Annotated in this window: 27 protein-coding genes; 5 read left to right on the top strand and 22 right to left on the bottom strand. The window is 40.6% G+C overall.

The genetic code is table 11. From position 1 onward, the window contains the following. Positions 1-324 precede the first annotated feature (324 nt). Both SALWKB2_RS00725 and SALWKB2_RS00720 read right to left on the bottom strand, forming a co-directional pair. The gene (locus SALWKB2_RS00725; protein WP_025329791.1) at positions 325-1,230 is read right to left on the bottom strand and encodes a lipase family alpha/beta hydrolase; all 906 of its coding nucleotides are present in this window, start codon (positions 1,228-1,230) and stop codon (positions 325-327) included. Positions 1,231-1,802: 572 nt separating this feature from the next. Further along, positions 1,803-2,204, bottom strand: a complete 402-nt coding sequence (locus SALWKB2_RS00720) for an RHS repeat domain-containing protein (RefSeq protein ID WP_051506359.1) — start codon at positions 2,202-2,204, stop codon at positions 1,803-1,805. A gap of 39 nt (positions 2,205-2,243) precedes the next feature. Between SALWKB2_RS00720 and SALWKB2_RS11530 the strand changes: the two genes are divergently transcribed. Continuing rightward, positions 2,244-2,786 (top strand): hypothetical protein, encoded by a 543-nt coding sequence (locus SALWKB2_RS11530; RefSeq protein ID WP_148295340.1) that lies wholly within the window; start codon positions 2,244-2,246, stop codon positions 2,784-2,786. A gap of 242 nt (positions 2,787-3,028) precedes the next feature. On the opposite strand, the gene SALWKB2_RS11525 is transcribed toward SALWKB2_RS11530, so the two are convergent. Together SALWKB2_RS11525 and SALWKB2_RS11520 are read right to left on the bottom strand one after the other, a co-directional pair. Beyond that, entirely contained in the window at positions 3,029-3,481 is a 453-nt protein-coding gene (locus tag SALWKB2_RS11525; protein WP_025329789.1) for a hypothetical protein, read from the bottom strand. Next, positions 3,474-4,247: an RHS repeat domain-containing protein gene (locus tag SALWKB2_RS11520; protein ID WP_025329788.1), complete on the bottom strand. Its 774-nt coding sequence runs from the start codon at positions 4,245-4,247 to the stop codon at positions 3,474-3,476. The genes SALWKB2_RS11525 and SALWKB2_RS11520 overlap by 8 nt, the downstream gene beginning before the upstream one ends. Positions 4,248-4,286: 39 nt before the next feature. Between SALWKB2_RS11520 and SALWKB2_RS00705 the strand changes: the two genes are divergently transcribed. Beyond that, positions 4,287-4,829 (top strand): hypothetical protein, encoded by a 543-nt coding sequence (locus SALWKB2_RS00705; RefSeq protein ID WP_025329787.1) that lies wholly within the window; start codon positions 4,287-4,289, stop codon positions 4,827-4,829. A gap of 37 nt (positions 4,830-4,866) precedes the next feature. Here the strand turns inward: SALWKB2_RS00705 and SALWKB2_RS00700 are convergent, their stop codons facing one another. From SALWKB2_RS00700 to SALWKB2_RS11515, 6 genes are all read right to left on the bottom strand, one after another. Beyond that, positions 4,867-5,478, bottom strand: a complete 612-nt coding sequence (locus SALWKB2_RS00700) for a hypothetical protein (RefSeq protein WP_025329786.1) — start codon at positions 5,476-5,478, stop codon at positions 4,867-4,869. 10 nt (positions 5,479-5,488) lie between these two features. After that, positions 5,489-6,196, bottom strand: coding sequence for an RHS repeat domain-containing protein (locus SALWKB2_RS12610; protein WP_025329785.1), 708 nt, complete (start codon positions 6,194-6,196; stop codon positions 5,489-5,491). A 73-nt stretch (positions 6,197-6,269) separates the two neighbouring features. Beyond that, positions 6,270-6,611 carry a hypothetical protein gene (locus SALWKB2_RS00685; RefSeq protein ID WP_025315308.1) on the bottom strand — a complete coding sequence of 114 codons (342 nt, stop codon included), beginning with the start codon at positions 6,609-6,611 and terminating at the stop codon, positions 6,270-6,272. Beyond that, positions 6,611-7,996, bottom strand: coding sequence for an RHS repeat domain-containing protein (locus tag SALWKB2_RS00680; RefSeq protein ID WP_025329784.1), 1,386 nt, complete (start codon positions 7,994-7,996; stop codon positions 6,611-6,613). The genes SALWKB2_RS00685 and SALWKB2_RS00680 overlap by 1 nt, the downstream gene beginning before the upstream one ends. A gap of 140 nt (positions 7,997-8,136) precedes the next feature. Further along, positions 8,137-8,469, bottom strand: coding sequence for a hypothetical protein (locus SALWKB2_RS00675; RefSeq protein ID WP_038649151.1), 333 nt, complete (start codon positions 8,467-8,469; stop codon positions 8,137-8,139). Beyond that, complete coding sequence (locus tag SALWKB2_RS11515; RefSeq protein WP_025329782.1) at positions 8,462-9,277, bottom strand: RHS repeat domain-containing protein; 816 nt, start codon at positions 9,275-9,277, stop codon at positions 8,462-8,464. Before SALWKB2_RS11515 ends, SALWKB2_RS00675 begins: the two co-directional genes overlap by 8 nt. A 39-nt stretch (positions 9,278-9,316) precedes the next feature. Here SALWKB2_RS11515 and SALWKB2_RS12380 point away from each other — a divergent pair, with 39 nt between their 5' ends. Beyond that, positions 9,317-9,586, top strand: a complete 270-nt coding sequence (locus tag SALWKB2_RS12380; RefSeq protein ID WP_025329781.1) for a hypothetical protein — start codon at positions 9,317-9,319, stop codon at positions 9,584-9,586. A gap of 65 nt (positions 9,587-9,651) precedes the next feature. On the opposite strand, the gene SALWKB2_RS00660 is transcribed toward SALWKB2_RS12380, so the two are convergent. From SALWKB2_RS00660 to SALWKB2_RS00600, 12 genes are all read right to left on the bottom strand, one after another. Next, positions 9,652-9,966, bottom strand: a complete 315-nt coding sequence (locus SALWKB2_RS00660; protein WP_025329780.1) for a hypothetical protein — start codon at positions 9,964-9,966, stop codon at positions 9,652-9,654. A 17-nt stretch (positions 9,967-9,983) separates the two neighbouring features. Further along, complete coding sequence (locus SALWKB2_RS12375; RefSeq protein ID WP_269146752.1) at positions 9,984-10,604, bottom strand: RHS repeat-associated core domain-containing protein; 621 nt, start codon at positions 10,602-10,604, stop codon at positions 9,984-9,986. Positions 10,605-10,616: 12 nt separating this feature from the next. Beyond that, on the bottom strand, positions 10,617-11,159 hold the full coding sequence (locus SALWKB2_RS12370; RefSeq protein WP_025329778.1) for an RHS domain-containing protein: 543 nt from the start codon (positions 11,157-11,159) through the stop codon (positions 10,617-10,619). Between the two features lie 322 nt (positions 11,160-11,481). Beyond that, positions 11,482-12,045, bottom strand: a complete 564-nt coding sequence (locus SALWKB2_RS00645; protein WP_025329776.1) for a hypothetical protein — start codon at positions 12,043-12,045, stop codon at positions 11,482-11,484. A gap of 675 nt (positions 12,046-12,720) precedes the next feature. Beyond that, on the bottom strand, positions 12,721-13,284 hold the full coding sequence (locus SALWKB2_RS00640) for a hypothetical protein (RefSeq protein ID WP_025329775.1): 564 nt from the start codon (positions 13,282-13,284) through the stop codon (positions 12,721-12,723). Between the two features lie 12 nt (positions 13,285-13,296). Continuing rightward, entirely contained in the window at positions 13,297-14,586 is a 1,290-nt protein-coding gene (locus SALWKB2_RS11800) for an RHS repeat-associated core domain-containing protein (RefSeq protein WP_144353318.1), read from the bottom strand. Positions 14,587-14,636: 50 nt separating this feature from the next. Then, positions 14,637-15,002 carry a hypothetical protein gene (locus SALWKB2_RS00625; protein WP_038648580.1) on the bottom strand — a complete coding sequence of 122 codons (366 nt, stop codon included), beginning with the start codon at positions 15,000-15,002 and terminating at the stop codon, positions 14,637-14,639. Further along, on the bottom strand, positions 15,003-15,296 hold the full coding sequence (locus SALWKB2_RS00620) for a hypothetical protein (RefSeq protein ID WP_198431279.1): 294 nt from the start codon (positions 15,294-15,296) through the stop codon (positions 15,003-15,005). Between the two features lie 123 nt (positions 15,297-15,419). Continuing rightward, positions 15,420-15,695, bottom strand: coding sequence for a DUF7710 domain-containing protein (locus tag SALWKB2_RS00615; RefSeq protein WP_025329770.1), 276 nt, complete (start codon positions 15,693-15,695; stop codon positions 15,420-15,422). Beyond that, positions 15,695-20,104, bottom strand: a complete 4,410-nt coding sequence (locus SALWKB2_RS00610; RefSeq protein ID WP_025329769.1) for an RHS repeat-associated core domain-containing protein — start codon at positions 20,102-20,104, stop codon at positions 15,695-15,697. Before SALWKB2_RS00610 ends, SALWKB2_RS00615 begins: the two co-directional genes overlap by 1 nt. A 111-nt stretch (positions 20,105-20,215) precedes the next feature. Beyond that, the gene (locus SALWKB2_RS00605) at positions 20,216-20,644 is read right to left on the bottom strand and encodes a DUF1795 domain-containing protein (RefSeq protein ID WP_025329768.1); all 429 of its coding nucleotides are present in this window, start codon (positions 20,642-20,644) and stop codon (positions 20,216-20,218) included. Positions 20,645-20,660: 16 nt separating this feature from the next. Further along, entirely contained in the window at positions 20,661-22,988 is a 2,328-nt protein-coding gene (locus SALWKB2_RS00600; protein ID WP_025329767.1) for a type VI secretion system Vgr family protein, read from the bottom strand. Positions 22,989-23,827: 839 nt separating this feature from the next. Here SALWKB2_RS00600 and SALWKB2_RS12235 point away from each other — a divergent pair. After that, entirely contained in the window at positions 23,828-23,989 is a 162-nt protein-coding gene (locus SALWKB2_RS12235) for a hypothetical protein (protein ID WP_157784997.1), read from the top strand. After that, complete coding sequence (locus tag SALWKB2_RS00595; RefSeq protein ID WP_025329766.1) at positions 23,986-24,246, top strand: hypothetical protein; 261 nt, start codon at positions 23,986-23,988, stop codon at positions 24,244-24,246. The genes SALWKB2_RS12235 and SALWKB2_RS00595 overlap by 4 nt, the downstream gene beginning before the upstream one ends. Positions 24,247-25,283: the final 1,037 nt, after the last annotated feature.

Below are 25,283 nucleotides of genomic sequence, written 5' to 3'. Positions count from 1 at the left end.
TAAATTAAGTTAATATTTGTTTATTAAAATTAAATTATTTTTTATCATATAATGAATTTAATTACACTTTTGCCTTATAATTCTGTTGTATTAATTTATTCATTTAAATTATAAAGTGTATTCATAACTAAATATATTTATATAATGCATATATAATATAAATACACACAATAGTTTTATATAAAAAAACTGAATCCTGCAAAAAACAGGATTCAGTACTTGTATACAGCCCTATTATTATAATTATCAGGCCGGGCAAGATAATTCAGATTTTGTCAGAATGACATTTATTATTATTATTAAAATAAAACAGCTTCCCTCAGATTACAGCCCTTTAGATTGTAACCGTGCGGCATGATCCAGATAAATGCTTACAGGATCCGGTTTAGTAGGATGTGCACCAGCAATCTGATTAATTGCATCTAAATGATCCATCTGGTAATCAGAACCAATAACTTTACCCAGATGAGTGGCATAACGACCAACCAGACCATCATTTTGCTTACGTTCTTTTTTGAAGAACGCACCTAATGCTATAAGGATAGCATGGGATGGATCTACAGTATTCAAACCTTCATTAATTACGTTTGACTTAATAATACCGCTCCAGGAATAATAATAAACACCATTAGTTTCCAGCTCTTTACCCTGACCACCCCATGTTTTTGGCAGACCTTGCGGATATTTTTTATTAAATGCATTAGTGCCTTCAGTTGACAGACTTTTCAGAGCACCTTCAAAATCCTGAGGCAATAAAGGTTTAGTACTTAATAAACTGATCAGTTTCATAAAAGACTCTACAATCAGATCAGCAGTAGCACCAACAAGCTTGCCTGAAAGGATATCCAGCATCAAATCTGCAATTTCAGAACCAAAATTTACCCCGTTTACAGACGTTACAGAACCCACCAATTCCGGATGCAGTGCAGCAACATAACGGCAGGTAGGCGCACCCTGACTATGTCCGATCAGATTTACCTTTTGAGCACCAGTCTTTTTCAGAATATTTTTAACTTCAACCAGTAACTGTTCACCACGCTCTTCAGTCGTATTGGTAGCAGAAACAGCTGCAGTAAAAACTTCACATCCCAGTTTTCTCAGAGAATCAGCGATATTAAAAAAGTAGGGATATCCCATAATTCGGTCAAAACCAAAAAGACCATGTACAAGTACAAGCGGATATTTTGTTTTAACAGTAGTTTGTTTAGCTGGTTTTTTTAAATTTATCATTTAATTTTCCTCTTTGTTATTATATATTTTGAATAAACTATTATTTAATAAAAAAGTACGATTCAGAAATAAAAGTTTAAAAATAAACTTTTCGGATAATCTATTTCTTCGAATAGTTTTATGCCAATCTCAACCGTGGAAGAATAATATCATTTCCAATCAAATAATGCAAAATAAATTTTTAAAATTATTTTATAAACATAATTATAATTGCATATTTATGCAATTTAGATAGAAAATATAATATTACATTATAATGTTAACTAGTGTATGTTTTCATATATTATTATTTATATTTAAATACAATATATTATATATTTGTATTAGGAAATTTATCAGAAAATTAAATTTTTCTAATTAATTTAAATTATTTTTTTAAATTATTGCATAATCGGATATTAGTCAGTCTGTTATGCAAAAAACCTCTTTAGCATAAATTGATATAAATCTTGTTATTAATAACTTTCCTGGAATGAGTTTATTAATAACAAGATAAAGATTCTGTCTGATATTAATTTTGAGAATAAAATAGTTTTAGAATTATATGGAAATCACCCAGGAGTCGTTTCAGTTTAACAAGCAGGAGCATACTGATACATATTAATGCTGCCTAGCAACACAATAGGAGCGGGCTGGGTAAAGCTTCCTGTATCCGGATCATAGTACCTGAAAGTATTGTAGTGCAGTCCGGTTTCTCTGTCCAAATACTGTCCCTGATACCTCAGGTTCTGTTGTATCTCTCTATGGGCAATCTTCTGTATCGGTTTGCCCCACAGCTGGTATGAGCATTCCCAGACGATTTCACCGGCTTCATCCGTCAGTTCCTCCGGCATGCCGTTCAGGTCGGTATGGAAGTAGTAGATGTGTTGTTCCTGATTACCGTTTCTGTCTATTCGCGCCAGCGGTTCATAGCAGCCTTCATCGGTATACAGATACAGGCTCTGCCGTTTGTCTGCGCTGCTTTCCTGAATCATCTGCAGCCCGTCCCACAGGAAGCGGATACGGTTGTAGGGTTGGCCTTCGCGGTCTATCTGATGTTTTTCGATACGCCGGCCAAGGGCGTCGTAGACGTAGCCGTAACGCTGACTGCGGCCTGTTTGTTCGATGCGTACTTCGCTCAGGCGGTGTTCAGCATCGTAGCGGTAGTGCTGGGTTGTGCCGATGGTCTGTTTGCTGGCAGTTCTGCCGTGCTCGTCGTAGCGGTAGTGGTGTCCTCTGAAATGCAGGAGCTGGTTACAGCGAATCAGGTTGTGATTGCTGTAGTCTTCTCTGTATTTGCTGTCCAGCAGGTTGGCAGCGGCATCGTATTGCAGGGTTTCCCAGTATCTCTGATTACGGCAGCCTTCGATTCTGCCGGTGTGATCATAGCGGTAATCGGTCTGGCCGTGTTTGCTGTGTTTTTTGCTTACCAATCGGTCGAGGTTATCGTACTGGTAGCTGCGTTCGATGAGGATATCAGGCAGGATGGGATTCTGATTGCGCTGTATCTGTTTGCGTTGCAGCCGGCTGTTGCGGTCGTATTTGAACTGGGTGTTCAGGCGTCCCTGAGTGCGTAATATTTCGCGGTACAGGTTGTCGCGTTCAGTTTGGTCGGTGTTGCCGTCACGCTGTGCTTGTTTGATTTGGGTGACGTGCTACGGGCATTTATTCTGTTCGCTGGTCTAAACAATTAATTTTTTGTGGGTATAATGGTGGACGTAAGTAGATTGATTATTACACTCAGGTTGCAGTTTTACTTAACTATAATCTGCTAAAATAAAGTTGGTAACATCAGCAACTGGTATTTTCTGAATCTTTATCAAAAGGATATATTTGCGTAAAAAAATGTTTTTTCATAAGAGAAAATCATTTTATTTCCATTGGGAATTAAAAGAATACTTGTTTCATCACTTGGGTAAAAAAAATCATCCCATGATTTTACAAAAATATCCACTGGTACAATAGCACTCGCTTTTTTCCCCCAAAAGAAAAAAGCAAATGAAATGTCTGTTAATTTATTTTTGAAAAATAAAGAAGATTCGTTAGGATGATCAAAATCCAAATTAATTTTTTCTATAACAGAACAAAATGACGAATGCATCTTCATTAAATGGTTAAATGGGAATGTCACATCCCAAAAATTACTAGATTCCTCCGTATCAAGAAAAATAATCTGTCTTTTTTCATCAAAAGATAGCAAGCAATCTTTAGAATTAAATCTCCATGCAATAGGATATTTTTTTTCATCAATGGTTAATAATTTTTTATTCATAAAATATATGCCCAGCTCCACCAGATTTTTTACCCAAACTCCAATCCTTCCATTTTATGTGGGGTATATTATTCTCTGGTGCATTTATTGTATGCGATTCATTAGGGTGATGTTCATAACCTTTTTTGTATGGAATTTCAGAGTAAGTAGGCTGAATCTCTATCTTTCCTCTAACATCTTTTAACAGTTGTTCAGCAGTAGCTTTATCCTTCACTCTAAAATTGGATTTACCATCTCTCTGAATTATTTCAGTTGCTTTCTTCCATTCAGGGCTACCACGCTTAATGATAGGTAAGTTAGTTGCATTGCCAACTTCCTTCCCTGTAAGGCCACATTTCATTAACCCCCACGGATCGACCCAAGTCAACCCATTAGGCGCATACTGATACAGATTAAACCCACCCAGCAGCCCAATCGGGTCTGGCTGGGTAAAGCGTCCTATATCCGGATCATAGTACCTGAAAGTATTGTAATGTAAGCCGGTTTCTCTGTCTAAATATTGTCCCTGATATCTGAGGTTTTGCTCTATGGGTTCGTGTTCGATTTCATGAATCCGTTTCCCCCAGAGCTGAAAGCTGCATTCCCACAGTATTTTACCGTTTTCGTCGGTAAGCTCTTCCGGGCAGCCATTCAGGTCGGTGTGGAAGTAGCGGATATGTTGTTCTTGGTTGCCGTCTGTGTCTATACGTGCCAGTGGTTCATAGCTGTTCTGGTCGGTATAGATATACAGGCTGGTGGGGTGATTCGGGCCGGTTTCCTGAATCATTCTTAAGCCGTCCCACAGGAAGCGGGTACAGTTGTAGGGTTGGCCTTCGCGGTCTATCTGATGTTTTTCGATACGCCGGCCAAGGGCGTCGTAGACGTAGCCGTAACGCTGACTGCGGCCTGTTTGTTCGATGCGTACTTCGCTCAGGCGGTGTTCAGCATCGTAGTGGTAGTGCTGGGTTGTGCCGATGGTCTGTTTGCAGGCAGTTCTGCCGTGCTCGTCGTAGCGGTAGTGGTGTCCTCTGAAATGCAGGAGCTGGTTACAGCGAATCAGGTTGTGATTGCTGTAGTCTTCTCTGTATTTGCTGTCCAGCAGGTTGGCAGCGGCATCGTATTGCAGGGTTTCCCAGTATCTCTGATTACGGCAGCCTTCGATTCTGCCGGTGTGATCATAGCGGTAATCGGTCTGGCCGTGTTTGCTGTGTTTTTTGCTTACCAATCGGTCGAGGTTGTCGTACTGGTAGCTGCGTTCGAGCAGGATATCAGGCAGGATGGGATTCTGATTGCGCTGTATCTGTTTGCGTTGCAGCCGGCTGTTGCGGTCGTATTTGAACTGGGTGTTCAGGCATCCCTGAGTGCGTGATACTTCGCGGTGCAGTTAGATAGTTATGTTAAAATAATTATGCCGTTTGAGCAAAAAAAAGACCCGCATTATTAAAATCATCAATTTTCTTTTTTAAAAATAAATACCCAATAGCATCAGATAAAAATAATGCTCCACCATCATGAACTGGAATATCTGATGAATATAATTGACCAATAAAATCATATTCATGCATTAATTTTTCACAAGCAACAATTCCATTGGGTATTTTATTTGACAAAAAAGAAAATGTTGGATAATCACTATTCTCTAATTGTGTTTTTTTTAATTCAAGATATTGAGGAACAAGGTTATTACTATTTTCGCATAGCTTTGATATGTCTGTTAGCGTTACTCTTGTAAATCCTGATTTTAAGTGATCAAGTTCTGCATCATCACCGGAATAAACAATATCGTCCAAGAAATATCTATTTTCATTATATGTTGAAAATACGGAAATATATTTAGCTTTAGGAAGATTAATTCCACTAATAGAGTCAGATAATTTATCATTATCAATTGTGAATAATAATGTTAAATTTTCACCTAATGGATTTTGGGGCCACTGGCCATCAATAAATGCTCCTCCACCAAATTTGATACCACTATTTTCATTTGATGAAGGTATAAGTTCATATACTTGTTGCATGATATCTACATTAACATTCGCTAATTTTTTTATAAAATCTCTCTGATTTTTTTCTCAGTATACCAATTTTCTCTTCAGGAACACCAGCTCTTCTCAGAGCTTCAGATGTTATATCCAATTCTTCTTTGATTGTTGACGCGAATTGATTACGACCTAATCCTTTCTCTGCCCTAATTTGTGCTTCATGGTAATGTACTCCTCCAATTCCTCGTGAATCTTTAGAAGGACTTCTAGTATGATGATCAAGATCTAGCGCAATCGAAGGATTCGAAGACAATCGTGCTTTATCAGCCAGACCTAATTGTTTCAGATATTCATGGCGAATAAGTTCATGGGCTTGTAGGTTATCACCTACATGTTTTGTTCCATTTAAGCTGCCATATGTACCTATATCATAAAGTGCTGCAAGTCCTAGCGGATCAATCCAAGTCAACCCATTAGGCGCATACTGATACAGATTCAAGCCACCGGCTAACCCAATCGGATCAGGCTGGGTAAAGCGTCCTATATCCGGATCATAATACCTGAAAGTATTGTAATGTAAGCCGGTTTCTCTGTCTAAATACTGTCCCTGATATCTGAGGTTTTGCTCTACTGATTCATGTTCGATTTCATGAATCCGTTTCCCCCATAACTGAAAGCTGCATTCCCAGAGTAATTCGCCGTTTGTATCGGTAAGCTCTTCCGGGCAACCATTCAGGTCAGTGTGGAAGTACATTACCCTTTCGGGCTCATTACCTCGTTTATCTATCCGCGCCAGTGACTCATAAATATTACGATTTTTATATTAATTAACTATTCGGATATTTATCTAAATAACCTTGACTTGATGGGTATTTTGTAAAAAAAGAAATTTTATTTTTATCAATAAATTCAATATCAAAAATTCTAGAACAATTTTTTTCCAAACCAATATCATAAGAATATAATTTTTCTTCAATCTCATCCAAAAGAGATATCGCCATATCATTAATAATCGAATTACATTCATTAATAAAAAAAATTACTTCTTTCGGAAAATTAGATTCAATAATCACTCCTTCATAATAATGATCAAACTTTTCAATTTTTTTATATTCTATAAGAGCATATCTCTGTTTATCTCTAAATGAAACAATATAGTCTTTCATCATTACTCTTTACATCCTTTGAAAATGCCAAATAGTTTACTTTTATTAGTATTAAAACCATTAATACCTTCTGAGTGAATTAATCTTGCATGGTTTACTCCCAACTTACCTTTAGATGGATCATGAATAACATCAAATCCAATTTTTCTAAGATCTACGACTTTTGCTTCACCCACACTTGTCGCAGGCCTATTAGGAAAAGCTTCATTCCATATTTTAGTGGCTTCATCGACACTATTAGCCCTAATAACAGAAACACCTGGTGGAGCTAATTTTCCTTTATTAATAGCTTCTATTTCTCGAGGATTGAAATCAAATCCATAATGACCATTAGTACTAATCCTATAAATTTTAGTAGCATCAGAAAGTGGTAAGCCCTTTTCTAGAGGGGTGTCAGTCAATCCCCACGGATCGACCCAAGTCAACCCATTAGGCGCATACTGATACAGATTAAACCCACCCAGCAATCCAATCGGATCAGGCTGCGTAAAGCGGCCTGTATCCGGATCGTAGTACCTGAAAGTATTGTAGTGCAGTCCGGTTTCTCTGTCTAAATACTGTCCTTGATACCTCAGGTTCTGTTGTATCTCTGTATGGGCAATCTCCTGTATCGGTTTGCCCCACAGCTGGTATGAACATTCCCAGACGATTTCACCGGCTTCATCTGTCAGCTCCTCCGGCATGCCGTTCAGGTCGGTATGGAAGTAGTAGATGTGTTGTTCCTGATTACCGTTTCTGTCTATTCGCGCCAGCGGTTCATAGCTGCCTTCATCGGTATACAGATACAGGCTCTGCCGTTTGTCTGCACTGCTTTCCTGAATCATTTGCAGCCCGTCCCACAGGAAGGTGGTGCGGTTGCATGGCTTGCCGTCACGGTCCAGCCGGTGTTTTTCAATCCGCCGGCCGAGGGCATCGTAGACGTAGCCGTAGCGTTCAGTATGGTTCAGCTGTTTGATACGCACTTCGGTCAGGCGGTGTTCGGCATCGTAATGGTAATACTGGGTACCGCTGGCGGTTTGTTTGCTGCGGGTACGCCCGTGTTCGTCGTAGCTGTATTTCAGTCCGCGGAAGCTGAGCAGCTGATTAAAGCAGATCAGGTTCTGATTGCTTTCTTCTTCGCCACGTCTTCTGTCCAGTAGGTTGGCCGCAGCATCGTATTGCAGGGTTTCCCAGTACGCTTCGTTGCGGCAGCTTTCGATGCGGCCGGTTACGTCGTAGCGGTAATCGCTCTGTACCTGACGATTGTGTTTTTTGCTTACCAGCCGGTCTAGATTGTCGTAGCTGTAGTTGCGGTCCAGTATGATATCCGGCAGGATGCCCGCTCCCGGACGTTTGGTCTGTTTGCCGGTCAGGCGGCTGGTGCGGTCGTATTGAAAACTGGTATTCATTCTGCCCTGGCTGCGCAGGGTTTCCCATTGCAGCAGGTCGCGCTCGATGTCGCTGATGATTTGACGGTTATGGATTAAAAGGCATGCCGGTAAGAATTAATTTTCTAACCGACTATTATTTATTATTCATAATACGAAGATTATTTTCTTGAGAATGGATAAAGGCATTCCCTAAATGAATTTTCCTTCACTTCACTTTCAAATTTCCGACCATTTTCTAGCTCTAATTTATCTAATTTAGTTAAAACGAATCTCTCGTTCTCAGGATGCCTTTTTTTAAAAAAATCAATAGTGTACTCCCCTAAATCATCAATTACTAATAATTTAGAAAAAACAGAGTTTATGAGAGGACTACCTGCATACATTACAGACTCTGTTTCCTCACAGGAAAATTTTAAATACATAATCGCTTTTTTTAAGGCGTTTACTTCACCTTGACTTAAAGTCAATGATTTTTCTTGGTTATCAGCCACATCCATTTCCTCTAGATTTAATTTGTTCCTGAGTCATCTTCAGTCGTTGCTCATAAGATAAATGAGAGAAAATATCATAAGGATTTTTACCTGCATGAAATACCTCACCTAGTTTCAACCGGCCTGAATGAATATACTCCAACTCAGAGCTCTGTATAATATTACCCATTTGCAAATTATCAACCTTAAATATAATTGCATAGTCGCCACGTCCCGTATGAATTGGATCATTAATGAAAATATCTCTCATTGCGTCCCGAGGTGTCATTAATATATCCGTAACATAAACCTTACCTTTTGAGTTTGGTTCAATAACTCCAGTATTCATTATGTTCTCTAAACCAGCCTTATCCGTATAATGGATAAATATATTTTCCCCGCTTAATCCCAGCGGATCAATCCACATAAACGCATTTGGCGCATACTGATACAGATTATAGCCACCCAGCAATCCAATCGGATCAGGCTGGGTAAAGCGACCTGTATCCGGGTCATAGTACCTGAAAGTATTGTAGTGCAGTCCGGTTTCTCTGTCTAAATACTGTCCCTGATAACGCAGGTTCTGTTGTATCTCTGTATGGGCAATCTCCTGTACCGGTTTGCCCCATAACTGATATGAACATTCCCAGACGATTTCACCGGCTTCATCCGTCAGCTCCTCCGGCATGCCGTTCAGATCGGTGTGGAAGTACATTACCCTTTCTGGGTCATTACCTCGTTTATCTATCCGCGCCAGTGGTTCGTAGCTGTTCTGGTCGGTATAGATATACAGGCTGGTGGGATGATTCGGACCGGTTTCCTGAATCATTCTTAACCCGTCCCACAGGAAGCGGGTACGGTTGTAGGGTTGGCCTTCGCGGTCTATCTGATGTTTTTCGATACGCCGGCCAAGGGCGTCGTAGACGTAGCCGTAACGCTGACTGCGGCCTGTTTGTTCGATGCGTACTTCGCTCAGGCGGTGTTCAGCATCGTAGTGGTAGTGCTGGGTTGTGCCGATGGTCTGTTTGGTCTGAGTTCTGCCGTGCTCGTCGTAGCGGTAGTGGTGTCCTCTGAAATGCAGCAGCTGGTTACAGCGAATCAGGTTGTAGTTGTATTCTTCTGTCCCTCTTCGGTCTAGAAAATATGTAAAAAAAGAAATTTAAAAATATCAAGAAGATTTTTAGTATCACTTCTGCTTTTATTTTACATTTCTTTTAAAAAAATATCTGAATATGAGCTTAAATCATCTTTATTTCTACCAATTGGATATTTTTTTCCTAATTTAAGTAGCCAATCACTAAATTTTTCTAAAAAAAATTTATTATTATTATTAACTTCAAATATTGCAGAATCAGAATAAGACTCAACTAATAAATCTAATATTTCCAAAAAATCTTTGTCATTTTTTAATATTTCCTCAACTTTAAGTAATTGAAGAGACTTTATTATACCTATTATTTGAGATAGTGTTAAAATGGTTGGGCCATTTTTTATGTCATTTAATATTTTTCGAATCATTGCTATTTACCTAAAAATTAAAATGGAGAATTTATTAATGGAATATGTGACTGGTTCATTTGCACATCATCTCTTCCTCTACTATTCACTTTTGTTCCATTAGATAATGTATTGGTTTGTGCCGAATGAGCCCCACCAGTAGGACGTGTCGTAATTGAAGCTGTGGGGCCTTTTGCAGCATTTGAACTCGGATATCTAGCTACAGCATTAGGGTTTGTACCATGTCCATGTACTGAATATGTAATTCCATTGGAGTTTGTTTGATATTTAAAACCTCCTGATGGGAATTGTGATGAAGACATCCACTGATTAGAAATACCACCTTGGTTAGCCCATTTAGTAACGTCATTATATTTAATCTGACCATTATGAACTAATTCTGACAGATCAGTCGGACGTTTGTTAAAACGTCCTGTTTCATTATTACGCCAACGATTCGACTTACTATCAAAACTACAGCTCAAACCAAGTGGATCAATCCAAGTAAACCCATTAGGCGCATACTGATACAGATTCAAGCCACCCAGCAACCCAATCGGGTCTGGCTGAGTAAATCTACCTATATCCGGATCATAGTACCTGAAAGTATTGTAGTGCAGTCCTGTTTCTCTGTCTAAATACTGTCCTTGATACCTCAGATTCTGTTGTATCTATCTATGAGCAATCTCCTGTACCGGTTTGCCCCACAGCTGGTATGAGCATTCCCACACAATTTCACCGGCTTCATCCGTCAGCTCCTCCGGCATGCCGTTCAGGTCGGTATGGAAGTAGTAGATTTGTTGTTCCTGATTACCGGTCCGGTCTATCCGCGCCAGCGGTTCATAGCTGCCTTCGTCAGTATACAGATACAGGCTCTGCCGTTTGTCTGCGCTGCTTTCCTGAATCATCTGCAGCCCGTCCCACAGGAAGGTGGTGCGGTTGCATGGTTTGCCGTCACGGTCTAGCCGGTGTTTTTCAATCCGCCGGCCGAGGGCATCGTAGACGTAGCCGTAGCGTTCAGTATGGTTTAGCTGTTCGATACGCACTTCGGTCAGGCGGTGTTCGGCATCGTAATGGTTAATACTGGGTACCGCTGGCGGTCTGTTTACTGCGGGTACGTCCGTGTTCGTCGTAGCGGTAATCGCTCTGTCCCTGACGATTGTGTTTTTTGCCTGCCAGCCGGCTGGTTCGGTCGTTTGAAAACTGGTGTGCATTCTGCCCTGGCTGCGCAGAGTTTACCGGTGCAGCAGGTCACGCTAGATGTCGCTGATAATCTGACCGTCCAGGTTAATCTGGTGCAGATGGCCGGAACCATAATACAGTTTGCTGATGGTACACCCGGCCGGCAGGGTGGCGTCAATAAGCTGGTTGGCAGCGTTGTACTAGAAATATGTGATAATTTCAATGTTTGTCAACAAGTACAAAATATACTCTTATTTTATTTCCATAAAATAAGGTGGGCTGGGTGCCCACCTATGCAGTAAATCAAAAGCTATAATGGATTATTGGAGAAACTATACGTTTTTATATAGTTGATTATCCAAAGAAAAAATACATAAAATTATCTACAAACAATTTAGAAGAAAGATTTTTGTTTAATTCTTCTTCAATTCTTAATAAATATTCAGGTTTGTAATTAAAATCATCATCAGCTACATCACCGCCAAACTCAACCTCTTCCACTTTAATAAGGTTTGAATAAATATCTAAAAAATCACTTAACGAGTCTGTCATTTTATACATATCCATCTGTACACTACCATAAACAGGAGATTTAATGTCAGATGAATCACACAACAACACATCACCATTACGGTCAGCAAATATGATATAACTATCTTTCCATTCTGGATCATTATCCCAGCCATCAAGGATATTTTTCAATTGATTTCTTTCGATAAATCGAATATATAAATCGTTTCCTAATATTGGCCCATCTTCAAGTATCATATGGTCATAAAAGTATAGAATCTCACCAGTTATTGGAAGGTCAATTTTATCAGCTTTTAATTTCATATTAGAATACTGCATTATCCCTATAGTTTCATTACTGTTTTGAAATGTTTCTGCAAATTTACGCAGACTATTATCAATAGACATATATTTTCACCTTCAGCATTTATTACGTTGTCTTAAAGTAGAGCCTCGATCTATCAAACGCCCATTGGTTGGATTTCGTGTAGTTCCTTTATGCCCCTTTGGTCCATGAACATGTTCATTAAAACCGCTAGGATGACGATCATTTTGTAAGAAAACAATATTTCTCGGATCTCCCATCCATTTTGCTCCTAGAGAGCCATTTCCTTTAACAGAATTTATAAGCCTTTTGGGGTATGATTTCATAATCCAAATCAGATAAATTATTTCTTAAATATATAAATTAAAATTATAAATCCTATTTACACCCATTTAGAATAAACTAATTGTTCTAAAAAATAATCCATCGAATTCATCGTTTTTTACTGTCAGTATTTTTACAGGAAATCAAAATTTTTTTAATTTCTCAAACATAATATTTATAAATTAATTCCATTCAATTTGATCAAGTATTTTTACTATTCATTAAAAATCATATCTATTGCGGGATATATAGATATGTGAATATCGTAATTATTAATCGCAATTACAAGTAACAACAAGATAAAATTTAAAAGATTAAATACGCTGTATATAAATTTCAAATGCAGAAAATAAGGTGGGCTGGGTGCCCACCTCTGCAGTAAATCAAAAAGCTATAATGGATATTGGAGAAACTATACGTTTTTATATAGTCGATTATCCAAAGAAAAAATACATAAAATTATCTACAAACAATTTAGAAGAAAGATTTTTGTTTAATTCTTCTTCAATTCTTAATAAATATTCAGGTTTGTGATTAAAATCATCATCGGCTACATCACCGCCAAATTCAATCTCTTCCACCTCAATAAGTTTTGAATAAATATTCAAAAAATCACTTAATGAGTCAGTTAATTTATACATCTTCATCTGTACACTACCATAAACAGGAGATTTAATGTCAGATGAATCACACAACAACACATCACCATCACGGTCAGCAAATATAATATAACTATCTTTCCATTCTGGATCATTATCCCAGCCATCAAGGATATTTTTTAATTTATTTCTTTCAATAAACCGAAGAAATAAATCGTTCCCCAAAATTGGCTTATCTTCAAGTATTATATGGTCATAATAATATAGAATCTCACCAGTTAATGGAAGGTCAATTTTATCAGCTTTCAATTTCATATTAGAATACTGCATTACCCCAGAACTTGAATTACTATTTTGAAATATTTCTACAAATTTACGTAAAGCATCATCAATAAACATACATTTTCACCTTCAGCATCGTTGTCTTAAAGTAGCGCCTCGATCTATCAAACGTCCATTGGTCGGATTTCTTGTAGTTCCCCTATGTCCGCGTGGCCCATGAATATGTTCATTAATACCACTTGGATGATCACCATTTTGTAAGAAAACAATATTTCTTGGATCCCCCTTCCATTTTGCTCCTAGAGAGCCATTTCCCTCAACAGAATTTATATGATGTCCAGTATAACCTGCCTTAGACATAACTGAGGCAAGTTTACTATTTGGTGTATTCAAAATTAGCGCTCTTTCTTCAGCTGTCCAAGCTCGAGTTCCTTTTCCGCCATTTTGCAATAATGCTTTTTCTTGTGCCCAAGCCCTAGTTATTGCGGTACGCCGGTTTCCAGATTGAGCACTTAACGAATCACGAGGCTTATATCTTATTATGTCATCCGCAGTTAACCCCAATGGATCAATCCACATCAGCGCATTCGGCGCATACTGATACAGATTAATACCACCCAGCAACCCAATCGGGTCCGGCTGGGTAAAGCGACCTGTATCAGGATCGTAATACCTGAAAGTATTGTAGTGCAGTCCGGTTTCTCTATCTAAATACTGTCCTTGATACCTCAGGTTCTGTTGTATCTCTGTATGAGCAATCTCCTGTATCGGTTTGCCCCATAACTGATATGAGCATTCCCAGACGATTTCACCGGCTTCATCCGTCAGCTCCTCCGGCATGCCGTTCAGGTCGGTATGGAAGTAGTAGATGTGTTGTTCCTGATTACCGTTTCTGTCTATCCGCGCCAGTGGTTCATAGCTGCCTTCACCAGTATACAGATACAGGCTCTGCCGTTTGTCCGCGCTGCTTTCCTGAATCATCTGCAGCCCGTCCCACAGGAAGCGGATACGGTTGTAGGGTTGGCCTTCGCGGTCTATCTGATGTTTTTCGATACGCCGGCCAAGGGCATCGTAGACGTAGCCGTAACGCTGGCTGCGGCCTGTTTGCTCAATGCGTACTTCGCTCAGGCGGTGTTCAGCATCGTAGTGGTAGTGCTGGGTTGCGCCGATGGTCTGTTTGCTGGCAGTTCTGCCGTGCTCGTCGTAGCGGTAGTGGTGTCCTCTGAAATGCAGCAGCTGGTTACAGCGAATCAGATTGTGGTTGCTGTAGTCTTCTCTGTATTTGCTGTCCAACAGGTTGGCAGCAGCATCATATTGCAGGGTTTCCCAGTATCTCTGGTTTCGGCAGCCTTCGATTCTGCCGGTGTGATCATAGCGGTAATCGGTCTGTCCGTGTTTGCTATGCTTTTTGCTTACCAACAGGTCGGGGGTGTCGTAAAAGAAATTTTTTACTTTTAATGATTAATTCATTAATCATAGACACCAATCTCTTCTGCTTTTGCAATTAACTCATCTTGCAATGAACCTTGTATTTCATCTCCATCATACTCAAGAACGAAATCACCACTAATATTTAGGGGAAAACATGAACCATCTATGGTTCCAAAAATCGTTGACATTGTATCTACTATTACTATACGCAGAAAATTAAAAATCTTTTCTTGGTCTTTATCTGATAGCTTTGTGATAATACTTCTTGCTCTTGCATAAGGATCATTGTCGTTTGTGGATTTACTCGGATCACTTAAATGAATTTTATAATATTCAAGTGTATCATCCAAAAGTATAGATAACAGGGAGGTAACTACTAATTCATCTTTTCCTATTTCATTCATTTAACAACCTCTTTTTCTATTAGGTTTTACTTTATTCATTTCTGGGTACATTTCTTTATTTTTGGCGATTAATTTCTGAAGAGCACTATTGGGTATTTGTGGGTAAACCTTTCTTAGCTCACGTATATCTCTAGCTAATAACTCTCTAGCACTACTAAACGGTTTTCCTGTTCTAGAGTTGATTTTACTACGTGAAACAATTCCAACTTCATCTTTAAGGAATCTATGCCCAGCTTCGGGAACTAAAATAGCAGGAGCCGTTTTGGGATCATATCCTTTTACAAGATTTTGCATAATTGCTTTTTGTCCTACATGGTGAACCTCCAATCCAGTGTTACGGCCTTTAATATTATTTAAAAGCCATACTTAATATTGGTTTTCGTCTTTATAATAAATTCAATTATAAAATTAGCATTTTTATTCCATCTTCTCCCCATTTTGATAATGATAATGCTCCAAATAAGCACTAGTAAAATTTTGAATAAACTTACCGCTATGTTGATAATCCCTTTTAGGTTCAAAAAAACCTTTTTCAATAGTCCATTCATATACACTTTTATTTAGAGGCATCTTTGTTAAAATCCCACTTAAAGAATATTTTTTTATAAAGTCTTCTGCCTGTTTTAACTCCTCATAAACACCTGAGCAAAACTGAGCTTCATTTCCATGAAAAATCCATATAAATGATTGCATTATTTTCTCCCACATACCTTGCTACGATGATTTTTATGTTTAAACCAACGATTAATTTTATTTAAATCCCTTCTAATTTTTGATATATTTCGATCAACAACTCTGCGCTGTTGTTTACTTAACTCAGGTTCGCCTTTTAAAGGTTTCCCATTAGCTCCAATCCTTATCATTCTACCTTCACCTTTCACGTGAGCATGCGCTGGAAGGTGATCACTACCATGATAATAGTGCTCAATGATAACACCACTGTCTTTAACTATTATAGTAGAAGGAAGAGTTGGGCTGGTATCTAACCCCCACGGATCAATCCAAGTTAACCCATTAGGCGCATACTGATACAGGTTAAACCCGCCAGCTAAGCCTATCGGGTCTGGTTGGGTAAATCTACCTATATCCGGATCATAATACCTGAACGTATTGTAATGTAAGCCGGTTTCCCTGTCTAAATATTGTCCCTGATATCTGAGGTTTTGCTCTATGGGTTCGTGTTCGATTTCATGAATCCGCTTTCCCCACAGCTGAAAGCTGCATTCCCACAGTATCTTACCGTTTTCGTCGGTCAACTCTTCCGGACAGCCGTTCAGGTCGGTGTGGAAGTAGCGGATATGTTGTTCTTGGTTGCCGTCTGTGTCTATACGTGCCAGTGGTTCATAGCTGTTCTGATCGGTATAGATATACAGGCTGGTGGGGTGATTCGGGCCGGTTTCCTGAATCATTCTTAAGCCGTTCCACAGGAAGCGGGTACGGTTGTAGGGTTGGCCTTCGCGGTCTATCTGATGTTTTTCGATACGCCGGCCAAGGGCGTCGTAGACGTAGCCGTAACGCTGACTGCGGCCTGTTTGTTCGATGCGTACTTCGCTCAGGCGGTGTTCAGCATCGTAGTGGTAGTGCTGGGTTGTGCCGATGGTCTGTTTGCTGGCAGTTCTGCCGTGCTCGTCGTAGCGGTAGTGGCGTCCTCTGAAATGCAGTAGCTGGTTACAGCGAATCAGGTTGTGATTGCTGTAGTCTTCTCTGTATTTGCTGTCCAGCAGGTTGGCAGCGGCATCGTATTGCAGGGTTTCCCAGTACGCTTCGCTGCGGCAGCTTTCGATGCGTCCGGTCACGTCGTAGCGGTAATCGCTCTGTCCCTGCCGGTTGTGTTTTTTGCTTGCCAGCCGGTCCAGATTGTCGTAGCTGTAGCTGCGGTCCAGTATGATATCCGGCAGGATGCCCGCTCCCGGACGGCTGGTCTGTTTGCCGGTCAGGCGGCCGGTTCGGTCGTATTTAAAACTGGTATTCATTCTGCCCTGGCTGCGCAGGGTTTCCCGGTGCAGGTGGTCACGCTCGATGTCGCTGATAATCTGACCGTCCAGGTTAATCTGGTGCAGATGGCCGGAACCATAATACAGTTTGTTGATGGTACGTCCGTCCGGCAGGGTGGTGGCGATGCGGTTGCCCAGTTTGTCATACTGATGCTGCAGAACACCCTGTGCAGTGGTTTCGCTCAGCAGGTTGCCCATTATGTCGTAGCTGAAGCTGATCAGTTCCGGTTCGGCTTCCGGCGCTAAACCGGCGGCTTTAAAGCCGACTTTGAGTAGATTGTCGGCTTCATCATACTGATAGGCGGTGGTGCCGTCGGGGGTGTATTTGCCAATTAAGCGCCCAATGGCATCGCGTTTGAAGCGGTGTTCGATTTGATGCGGGCTGCCAGCAGCAAAGCGCACGCTGCTGACGTTGTCGAGCGGGTCGTAGCTCAGCTGCTGTCTGCGTCCGTCCAGATCGGTCTGTTCAATTAAGCGGTCGCCGGCATCATACTGAAACCGGTACTGTTCGCCGTTTTCGTTGGTCAGGGCGGTAAGGCGTCCGTAGGCGTCGTAGCTGAAACCGAGCTGACGGCCGGCAGCATCGATGCGGGTATGCACCAGTCCGCGCTGGTCGCGGCGGTAGCGGGTGGTGTGGCCGGCCGGATCGGTATAGCTTTGTAGCTGGCCGGCGGCATTGACGTTGTAGTGTTCTTGCCGTCCGTCCGGTAGGGTGGCGCCAATGAGCTGGTCGGCTGCGTTGTACTGGTATTTGCTGCTGTTACCAATGGCATTGGTAATGCTGGTGAGGTTACCAGCGGTATTGTAATAGAAATGGGTGATGGAGCCGGAACAGTCTACATGCTGGGTAAGCTGGCCGTTTTCGTTCCAGCGCAGATGTTTGTTGCCGCCACGTGCATCGGTGATGCAGACAATCTGGCCGTGCCGGTCGTACTGGTAGCGGGTATGCTGCTGTAACGGGTCGGTGACGGTGAGCAGGTTACCACGCTCGTCGTAGTAATAGCGCCAGCTGCTGCCATCGGGGTCGACGCTGATGGTCGGTAGCGCCCAATGCGGCAACCACTGGGTCTGGGTAGTTCTGCCCAGTGGGTCGGTTTCTTCGGTTAACCGACCCTGTGCATCGTAGCTGTAGTGCCATTGTCCGCCCTGCTGATCGGTTATGCAGGCCAGCCTCTGGTAATCATCCCACTCTAATTCACAGCTTTGTCCGAGGGCATCGGTGTAGCGGGTAACTTGATAGTATTCGTTGCAGTAATATTTGCTGATGCGGCCGAGGCTGTCTTCTACTGTGGTCAGGCGTTTATCTAAATCATAATGGAAACGATAGTCTTCCAGTCGCTGACCGTCGGCTTCGCTCCAGTGCCGGGTTACTCGCCATGCGGTCTCTGCATCTGCTGTGCTGAAGTGGCTCCACTGATAATAACACTGCAAGCCAGTGGGCAGGCGGTGGTAGGTCATGCGCCGGTCGCTGTTGTAGGCAAATTCGCGGGTCTGGCGGTTCTCGGCATCGAAGACCTGTTGCAGGTCACCTTGTTCGGTATACTGGTAACGGTTCAGTAAGCGGCTACCGTCGCTCAGCTCTTGGCGGATTTCGGTTACGCGCTGCGGATGGCGCTGATCCTGATAGTGCAGGCTGATGCGGGCGGCGTTGTCGTTATCGGCAATTTCGACGATGCGGCTATGGGAATCGCGGTAGATAAGTAACTGGTTGTCGTTACGGTCCTGCACCATGCTCAGCAGCAGACGTTTGGGGTTGTTGGGATCAGGTTCGAACAGGCGGTAGAAGCCGTTGTCATCTTCAATTACCCAGCGGTCCTGTTCGCCGCGGCGGACGGATAAATTCTCGTTAAGACCGCGTATGCCTTTACCTGGCTGGATGGGTTCGATTTCGATACGCCGCCCTTCTTCGTTGATATAGACGGCGGCACAGGAACCATCGGGCTGTGGATCGATTTCCATTTCGATTTCATAGTCAACACTCCAGCCGGCACCGAACATGTTGTGGGTGCGGGTGTCGACGCTGCTATAGAAACGCTGCCATTCGAAGGGCAGGTGAGCCGGCAGGGAGAAGTCGAGCTCTTCGGAGCCATCAAGCAGTTTGGCACCGGTTGGCAGATGAACCGGATTATCTGTAGAAGGTCCCAACGCTTTTGAAACAATATAACCAATAATACCTGATTGAATAACACACTTTGAAAATGGGCCTAGTTTTGATAAAAATTTTCCAGGGGCTAACACTAGTGTCGCAATAGCGACTATCTGCGCAATGGGGTGTTTGCCGCTTTTGATTTCACGGACAACAACAGATTCACCACCGATACGTACATTATTGGAAACTTTAACGCTGCCTTCGCAGTCATCGGTGACTTTGGCTTCGCAGGTACTGCGGTCATTGCTGCGTACTGCCGGCTGGCTGTTGATATAGACTTTTTTAGAACCTTCGGCCAGATATTCGGCCGTGCCGGTACCGAGTTCTACTTCATCATCTTCATCATCACTGTTGGCAACAGGCCCAGGTACAGATTTGGGATGTTTTTCACAGATGATTTGATCTTTATTTCTGGGCGCGGTTGTACTTGGATCCGGAGAAGCAACGGTAGGTCTGATAAATTCACTGGCTGCCTGCTCTGCGCTTTGCAGTATGTTGCCGGCTATATTAATAAAACCTTCAGGCTGTTGCGGTGCCTGTGTGGTTTCTGCTTTTTTTACTATGCCGGCAGCACGGGCTGAGTGTTTGCTATTGGTACGAGTATTGTGAGAACCGGTTTTAATCCTGCCATCTTCGGATGGTGGCAAGAAGCTGGCGACCCAGTCTGCAAATTTCGAAATAGGATTTCCTAACTTATATGAAGCAGCAGCAGAGACAATTTCTCCTGCAAGGCATACAGCTACACCGGCACCACCTGTTACCGCAGCTGCACCAGCTGCCGCTGCCGCTGCGATAGTGGCACCTCCTGCTAAAGCTATTGCTCCTGCTGTGACGAAAACACATGCAGCGCCTATGGCTGCATAACAGGCTATTTCAACGGCCGCACTTACAATATCAGCCAGTAATGAAGTATGTAAAAGAACATCCCCCTCACGGGCTGCCCAGTATGCTTCTCCCATTTAATAATTCCCTTACCAATCAGGCTCGAATTTCAGAGTATGTTTTTTATTGGCTAATGTAAAAACTTTGCTTTATTAAATTCAGTTTTTTCAGATAATTTATTTAAACTATCAGGTATTAAATTCAAAGTTTTGTTTTATTATCTGCCATTGTGCGGCCTCTTCTTCACCGAGGCTGGTATTTTTTACATAACTCATGGCAAACATGGTACGAGTGCCCGGAATAAGGCATACCAGCTGATACTGATAAACTCTTTCGTTCCCTTTGATAAACTGGTTGCGTAATTCAAAGGCTTCAATATCCTGATTTTTTCCGAAAACAGTTTTGGTTTTCTGCTGGAATTTTAATCCTTTTACTGAGCTTTCCAGACGCTTTAACTGATCATCAAGACTGGACTCAAGGGTTTCATCCTCACCCAGTTCGCTTCTGCTCATAACCAGTGATGTATCAAGATCTTTAAATTTAAGAATATTTAAAGTTATATCTTTTAAATCATTACTAGGAATTTCTATTTTGGTGTCGTTTGTTTTATATAGCATATAACTGTCCTTTTAATTATTTAGACGGAAAAGATTTGGCAACTGCATCATCAATTGCTTTTTTACTACCAGGCCCCTTTGCCGCCGCTGCACCTTCTTTCATATTTAAATCCAGCACTCCTCCCTTAGTATTGATTTGTCCGTTGTCGCTGGCAGTAATATTGAAAGTAACACAGGTAACATTAAATTGTCCGTTTGCATGAAGTTCGAGTATAGTTTGCCCACAGCATAATCGTATTAACTCACCGGCTTCTATTACATAATTATTACCGACACTTGTAGATTTATTTCCGCCGACAAGTACAGCATCATTAGCTTTCACGGCTCTTGTACAGTTATTACCAATTTTAGTATCACGATCATTGGCTACTTTAATCGTTTCATTATGATCGATAGTTTTGGAACGATCATTTCCTATCCAATGGCTTTCATCATTATTCACTTCTATGCGCTGATCTTTTTCAGCGTGCAGCCAGAGTTCTTCCTGACCAGGCTTATCTTCAAAGCGCAATGCATTTGCATTTGCCGGTCCGCCACCGATAGAGTGACTGAACATACCGCTTTGTGTTTTACTACCCGGTAATCCCCATGGCGGCATGGTGTCGGCGTTATATACCCGGCCAGTGATAATGGGTAAATCGGGATCTCCGTTTTTAAAATCTACAATTACTTCCTGTCCGATACGCGGAATCTGAATACCACCAAAACCTTTCCCTGCCCATGGCTGGCTGACGCGAATCCAGCAGGAACTGTTTTCATCCCACTTACCATAACGATCCCAGAGAAATTGTACTTTTACCCGACCATATTTATCTGTCCAGATTTCTTCGCCTGCAGGACCGGTAATAATGGCACTTTGCGGACCATGGGTATGCGGCTTTTCAATGGTACGCTGCGGACGAAAAACTTCGCTGGTAGGCAGCAGTTCAAAACTGGTGCTGTATTGAAAATGCTGGCCCTGACTACTATGCTCTCCGATATCCTGAATCATAAAGGAGGAATCTACAATCAGATATTCACGGTTGGCTTCAACTGTCGGACAGTTTTCAAGATTAAAAGTACAGCCGGTAATCAGAGTTCGTATAGTACCGCCGCCATAGACACGGCTGCCCAGAGATTTCTGAGCCTCCATCCGTACTCTGGTAAGGAATTCACCTTCACTTTTGTCAAAGTAATCACCCGGCCATTCATAATGTTCATAATCCGGATGTCCGGTTTCGCGCGGTCTGGCAACCACACTGGTCAGTTTGGCTTTGGGTTTCTGAAAATCAAAGTCATCCAATACCCACTTACCGGTACGCAGTGATTCTCGGGCCGAAATAGTATCAATGAATTCTTTATCAAGCTTTAATCCCTGCTGATGGAAGCTTACTGTTGGAGAATCCGGACAAGGTTTGTGCGAACCTATGGCATCAACCAGTACAAGTTTATGACTTCCGGCACTATGTTCAAAGAAATAATAGATACCGAATTCCTGCATTAACCGTTGCAGGAAGTCGTAATCCGTTTCTCCATACTGAACCTGAAAATTGCGTTTAGGATATGTTTCCGTGAGACGTTTTTCCATTTCAAACGGATATTCTCCTAATACTTCATCAAGAATATCGACAACACTTTTATCCTGAAATATTTTGTAATCACTGGTGCGGGTGGCCAATTCCAGCCAGGGTTCCAGACGCAGTTCATACACTACTCCCCTGCCCTGATGCCCCACAACCCTTGCTGCAGTTACCAAACCACTGATATAACGCTTACCTCCGCCGTCGAGTTCAATTTCAACAGACAGATCTTTTCCGACCATTGGTTTTAGCGGAAGGTTCGAACTGGGTGCAAAATAACCAATATTCATTTTATCAGGCGTTTTAAGCTGAATGGTATAGCTAAACAGTTCACTGAGTGTTTCCTGCCCGGACATACTGGCAAAAGTGAGCATGCCCTTCGGTACAGCGGCGCCACTGACGGTAACAGTCCGTGTTCCCGCACCACTGATTGCACCGGCAATCGCATCTTTAATATCCTGAGCATCAGTTGGCATATTATCGAACATGTTCTTCAATGGAGTGGCTGCATCGCCGGCCGCAGCCTGAGCAGCTTTCATAAGTGCAGACGGATCTGCCACATTTCCTATTGCATCAATAGTATCTTTTGCCGTACTGACGATATCTTGTACCTGACTGAGTGCTGCATTGGCTTTATCCGCCAATTGCCCGGCAAGCTGCTCCGCACCAGCCTGAACAAGCTCTCCTGCATCTGGTATTGCACTCTGTCCGCCAACAAAACCCGGTGTCTGTAAAGATGAATTTCCCGGAAGATTTAGTTTATCCGGATCTGCTTTAAAGCTCATAATCTTTCCCCATCGTTATTGTGCCGTATGCAGTTATACTGACCGCACTGACGTATGTTTCAGTATTGGTTACTCTGCTAGCAGACAGATAATCCTGTCCGATATAATAATGCTGCACAACCACTGCACAGTTTCTGGCCTGATTAATAAAAAGTTACTTCTTATTTACTACGGTATCATTCCGTAATCAAAAACAATATTAGTTAATTTTCTGAAATAATCTTTTTGTAATCATTACAGAAAATTATGAATATTTTTAAAAATTCAGGCTTAAAATATTCTGGATAAAAAACTACTCTGTAAAATATTTCTACATTAAAAATACCAAACTTGTTGCGCTGGTTAAATAAGCACGCATAGCTACGTCCCCGAAGTTGATTAACATTTTCAGATCAAATCTGGTGCCAATTTGACCATACAAGAATAAAAGCAATCTTTATCACAAATAATAAAAAGTCAGATTCATTATTACTCTTAACCGAATAAAACATTATTATATATAATTTTTACAAAAATAAATGCATACTTTTTTAAAATATTAAGTCAATTGTCTTAATGAACTTTATTTACAACAAAAATTAATCATAAGCTATTTATATGCTACCCAGATAATGATTATCATTTATACAAATATAAAGCTCTTTTCAAGATGATTTTTAGAATGCTTGAAATGACCTATTTGCATAATCAGTAATATTACCACCAATATACCCATACTAAAATAATTCATTAGTTTTCACGGAAAAAATGAATTAGTATTCCGCTTGTAAATTTTTATTTTTGGTAGATAATTGAACTTATTTAATCCAAAAATAGTAATATTATAAGTGAGGAAAACAATGGGATTTGGTGATTTTTTATTAAAAGCAGCCAGTTTTGTAGGAAAAGCATCATTATCAATTGCTTCCGAGATAATTAACACAGGTCATTTACACATAAATAAAATATATTTAAATAAAGCTTTAGAAATAAATGATTTAGATTCCGAACAAAAAAAATGATTCTTGAAGCTAAAAAACTGAATGATCAGGCTTTATCTTTAAAAAATGAAGAAAGATGTCTATTGAGAAGAATAAAAGAAATACAGGAAGATCCTGCTTCTAATTCTTTAGATAAATGTGAACTTAACAGATTAGAAGAGAATGCCGACAGATCCAGACAAAAATATGATGAAACATATTCACACCTTAAACCGCTTCTTGATGAAATAAGAGGCTTTGTAAAACCTCTTATGGATGAAAAAAGAGAAAGAAGATGATAGTATTTTCTTTCTCTATTTTATAAAGAAACCTAACAGTCAATAGGGCTAACTGTGATTCTTCTTTTTTTGCATTTTGGACAATAATCAGGAGTTCCAAACCCTTCTCTACTAGTCCATTCATATTTGCAATCTAAACACTTAGCTCTATAAATCATATATCCTCCTATTTTTGGTATTTTTAGTAATGTATAGTATACATTGTATATTATACATTAACAAATTAAATATAAATCAGCAACATATAAGTCTATTTTATTTACGGAGTTTTGTATTTGCAGCTATTTGTTTTAAAAGAATTTATTACTATTCTTTTGTATAATCTGTTTTTTTTGGTTTTAATGTGTGTTGCTTATAAGTAGATCTGTTAATAGCTCTTTATTTACTTTATTTTTAAAATAACAGATATCTAATTGAGTTAAATTTGATTTCCCGTATTTTATGTGTGTTATTTTCCGGCAATTGAATGATTGTATTATATTTTCTACATCCATGTATATTTATTCTCCAAAATAAATATATAAAATAAAAATTCAAATTAAATAATATCTATAGTATATAGTGGTAACGATTTTTTCATATTCATGAACTATTGATTTTAGAATAAGGATTCTGTCTTATTGCAGAGAAAACATCTGTCTGAGTCTGGCCGATAAGCTAAAACAGCTAATACCGCCTTTTTCAATCAGCTTAAGCTGAGATTAGGCACTAATCATTTTGTATCAGATTACCTCTGTTACCGATTACACCAGACAATAATGCAAAAATCTGATAACAGCTACAGTATATAAGGTATCAGCAATTCTTTGGAAAATAATCACTAGTTATTGTGCTGGTTTGTATTTAATTTATAAATATTTGTTATTTAAATATTTTCTCTAGATTTTGATATAAAGCTAACTAGATAAGTAATATTCTCATGGAAGGGATATTCAAAACGCAGACATTCTCCTGTCTGAACTATTTCTTCTATTAAAATATCAAACTCTCAACCACCGACTAAAGATTTATTTGATTTAAACAATGCTTTTTTATCT

Source organism: Snodgrassella alvi wkB2, assembly GCF_000600005.1.
Classification (GTDB): domain Bacteria; phylum Pseudomonadota; class Gammaproteobacteria; order Burkholderiales; family Neisseriaceae; genus Snodgrassella; species Snodgrassella alvi.
This window is presented reverse-complemented; position numbering and strand designations above follow the sequence as displayed.

What these genes read in the sequence shown, in the direction of transcription:
- SALWKB2_RS00725 (WP_025329791.1), bottom strand. Translation starts at nt 1,230, where the DNA reads ATGATAAATTTAAAAAAACCAGCTAAACAAACTACTGTTAAAACAAAA.
- SALWKB2_RS00720 (WP_051506359.1), bottom strand. Translation starts at nt 2,204, where the DNA reads ATGATTCAGGAAAGCAGCGCAGACAAACGGCAGAGCCTGTATCTGTAT.
- SALWKB2_RS11525 (WP_025329789.1), bottom strand. Translation starts at nt 3,481, where the DNA reads ATGAATAAAAAATTATTAACCATTGATGAAAAAAAATATCCTATTGCA.
- SALWKB2_RS11520 (WP_025329788.1), bottom strand. Translation starts at nt 4,247, where the DNA reads ATGATTCAGGAAACCGGCCCGAATCACCCCACCAGCCTGTATATCTAT.
- SALWKB2_RS00700 (WP_025329786.1), bottom strand. Translation starts at nt 5,478, where the DNA reads ATGCAACAAGTATATGAACTTATACCTTCATCAAATGAAAATAGTGGT.
- SALWKB2_RS12610 (WP_025329785.1), bottom strand. Translation starts at nt 6,196, where the DNA reads ATGTACTTCCACACTGACCTGAATGGTTGCCCGGAAGAGCTTACCGAT.
- SALWKB2_RS00685 (WP_025315308.1), bottom strand. Translation starts at nt 6,611, where the DNA reads ATGATGAAAGACTATATTGTTTCATTTAGAGATAAACAGAGATATGCT.
- SALWKB2_RS00680 (WP_025329784.1), bottom strand. Translation starts at nt 7,996, where the DNA reads ATGAATACCAGTTTTCAATACGACCGCACCAGCCGCCTGACCGGCAAA.
- SALWKB2_RS11515 (WP_025329782.1), bottom strand. Translation starts at nt 9,277, where the DNA reads ATGATTCAGGAAACCGGTCCGAATCATCCCACCAGCCTGTATATCTAT.
- SALWKB2_RS00660 (WP_025329780.1), bottom strand. Translation starts at nt 9,966, where the DNA reads ATGATTCGAAAAATATTAAATGACATAAAAAATGGCCCAACCATTTTA.
- SALWKB2_RS12370 (WP_025329778.1), bottom strand. Translation starts at nt 11,159, where the DNA reads ATGCACACCAGTTTTCAAACGACCGAACCAGCCGGCTGGCAGGCAAAA.
- SALWKB2_RS00645 (WP_025329776.1), bottom strand. Translation starts at nt 12,045, where the DNA reads ATGTCTATTGATAATAGTCTGCGTAAATTTGCAGAAACATTTCAAAAC.
- SALWKB2_RS00640 (WP_025329775.1), bottom strand. Translation starts at nt 13,284, where the DNA reads ATGTTTATTGATGATGCTTTACGTAAATTTGTAGAAATATTTCAAAAT.
- SALWKB2_RS00625 (WP_038648580.1), bottom strand. Translation starts at nt 15,002, where the DNA reads ATGAATGAAATAGGAAAAGATGAATTAGTAGTTACCTCCCTGTTATCT.
- SALWKB2_RS00620 (WP_198431279.1), bottom strand. Translation starts at nt 15,296, where the DNA reads ATGCAAAATCTTGTAAAAGGATATGATCCCAAAACGGCTCCTGCTATT.
- SALWKB2_RS00615 (WP_025329770.1), bottom strand. Translation starts at nt 15,695, where the DNA reads ATGCAATCATTTATATGGATTTTTCATGGAAATGAAGCTCAGTTTTGC.
- SALWKB2_RS00610 (WP_025329769.1), bottom strand. Translation starts at nt 20,104, where the DNA reads ATGGGAGAAGCATACTGGGCAGCCCGTGAGGGGGATGTTCTTTTACAT.
- SALWKB2_RS00605 (WP_025329768.1), bottom strand. Translation starts at nt 20,644, where the DNA reads ATGCTATATAAAACAAACGACACCAAAATAGAAATTCCTAGTAATGAT.
- SALWKB2_RS00600 (WP_025329767.1), bottom strand. Translation starts at nt 22,988, where the DNA reads ATGAGCTTTAAAGCAGATCCGGATAAACTAAATCTTCCGGGAAATTCA.
- SALWKB2_RS12235 (WP_157784997.1), top strand. Translation starts at nt 23,828, where the DNA reads ATGGGATTTGGTGATTTTTTATTAAAAGCAGCCAGTTTTGTAGGAAAA.
- SALWKB2_RS00595 (WP_025329766.1), top strand. Translation starts at nt 23,986, where the DNA reads ATGATTCTTGAAGCTAAAAAACTGAATGATCAGGCTTTATCTTTAAAA.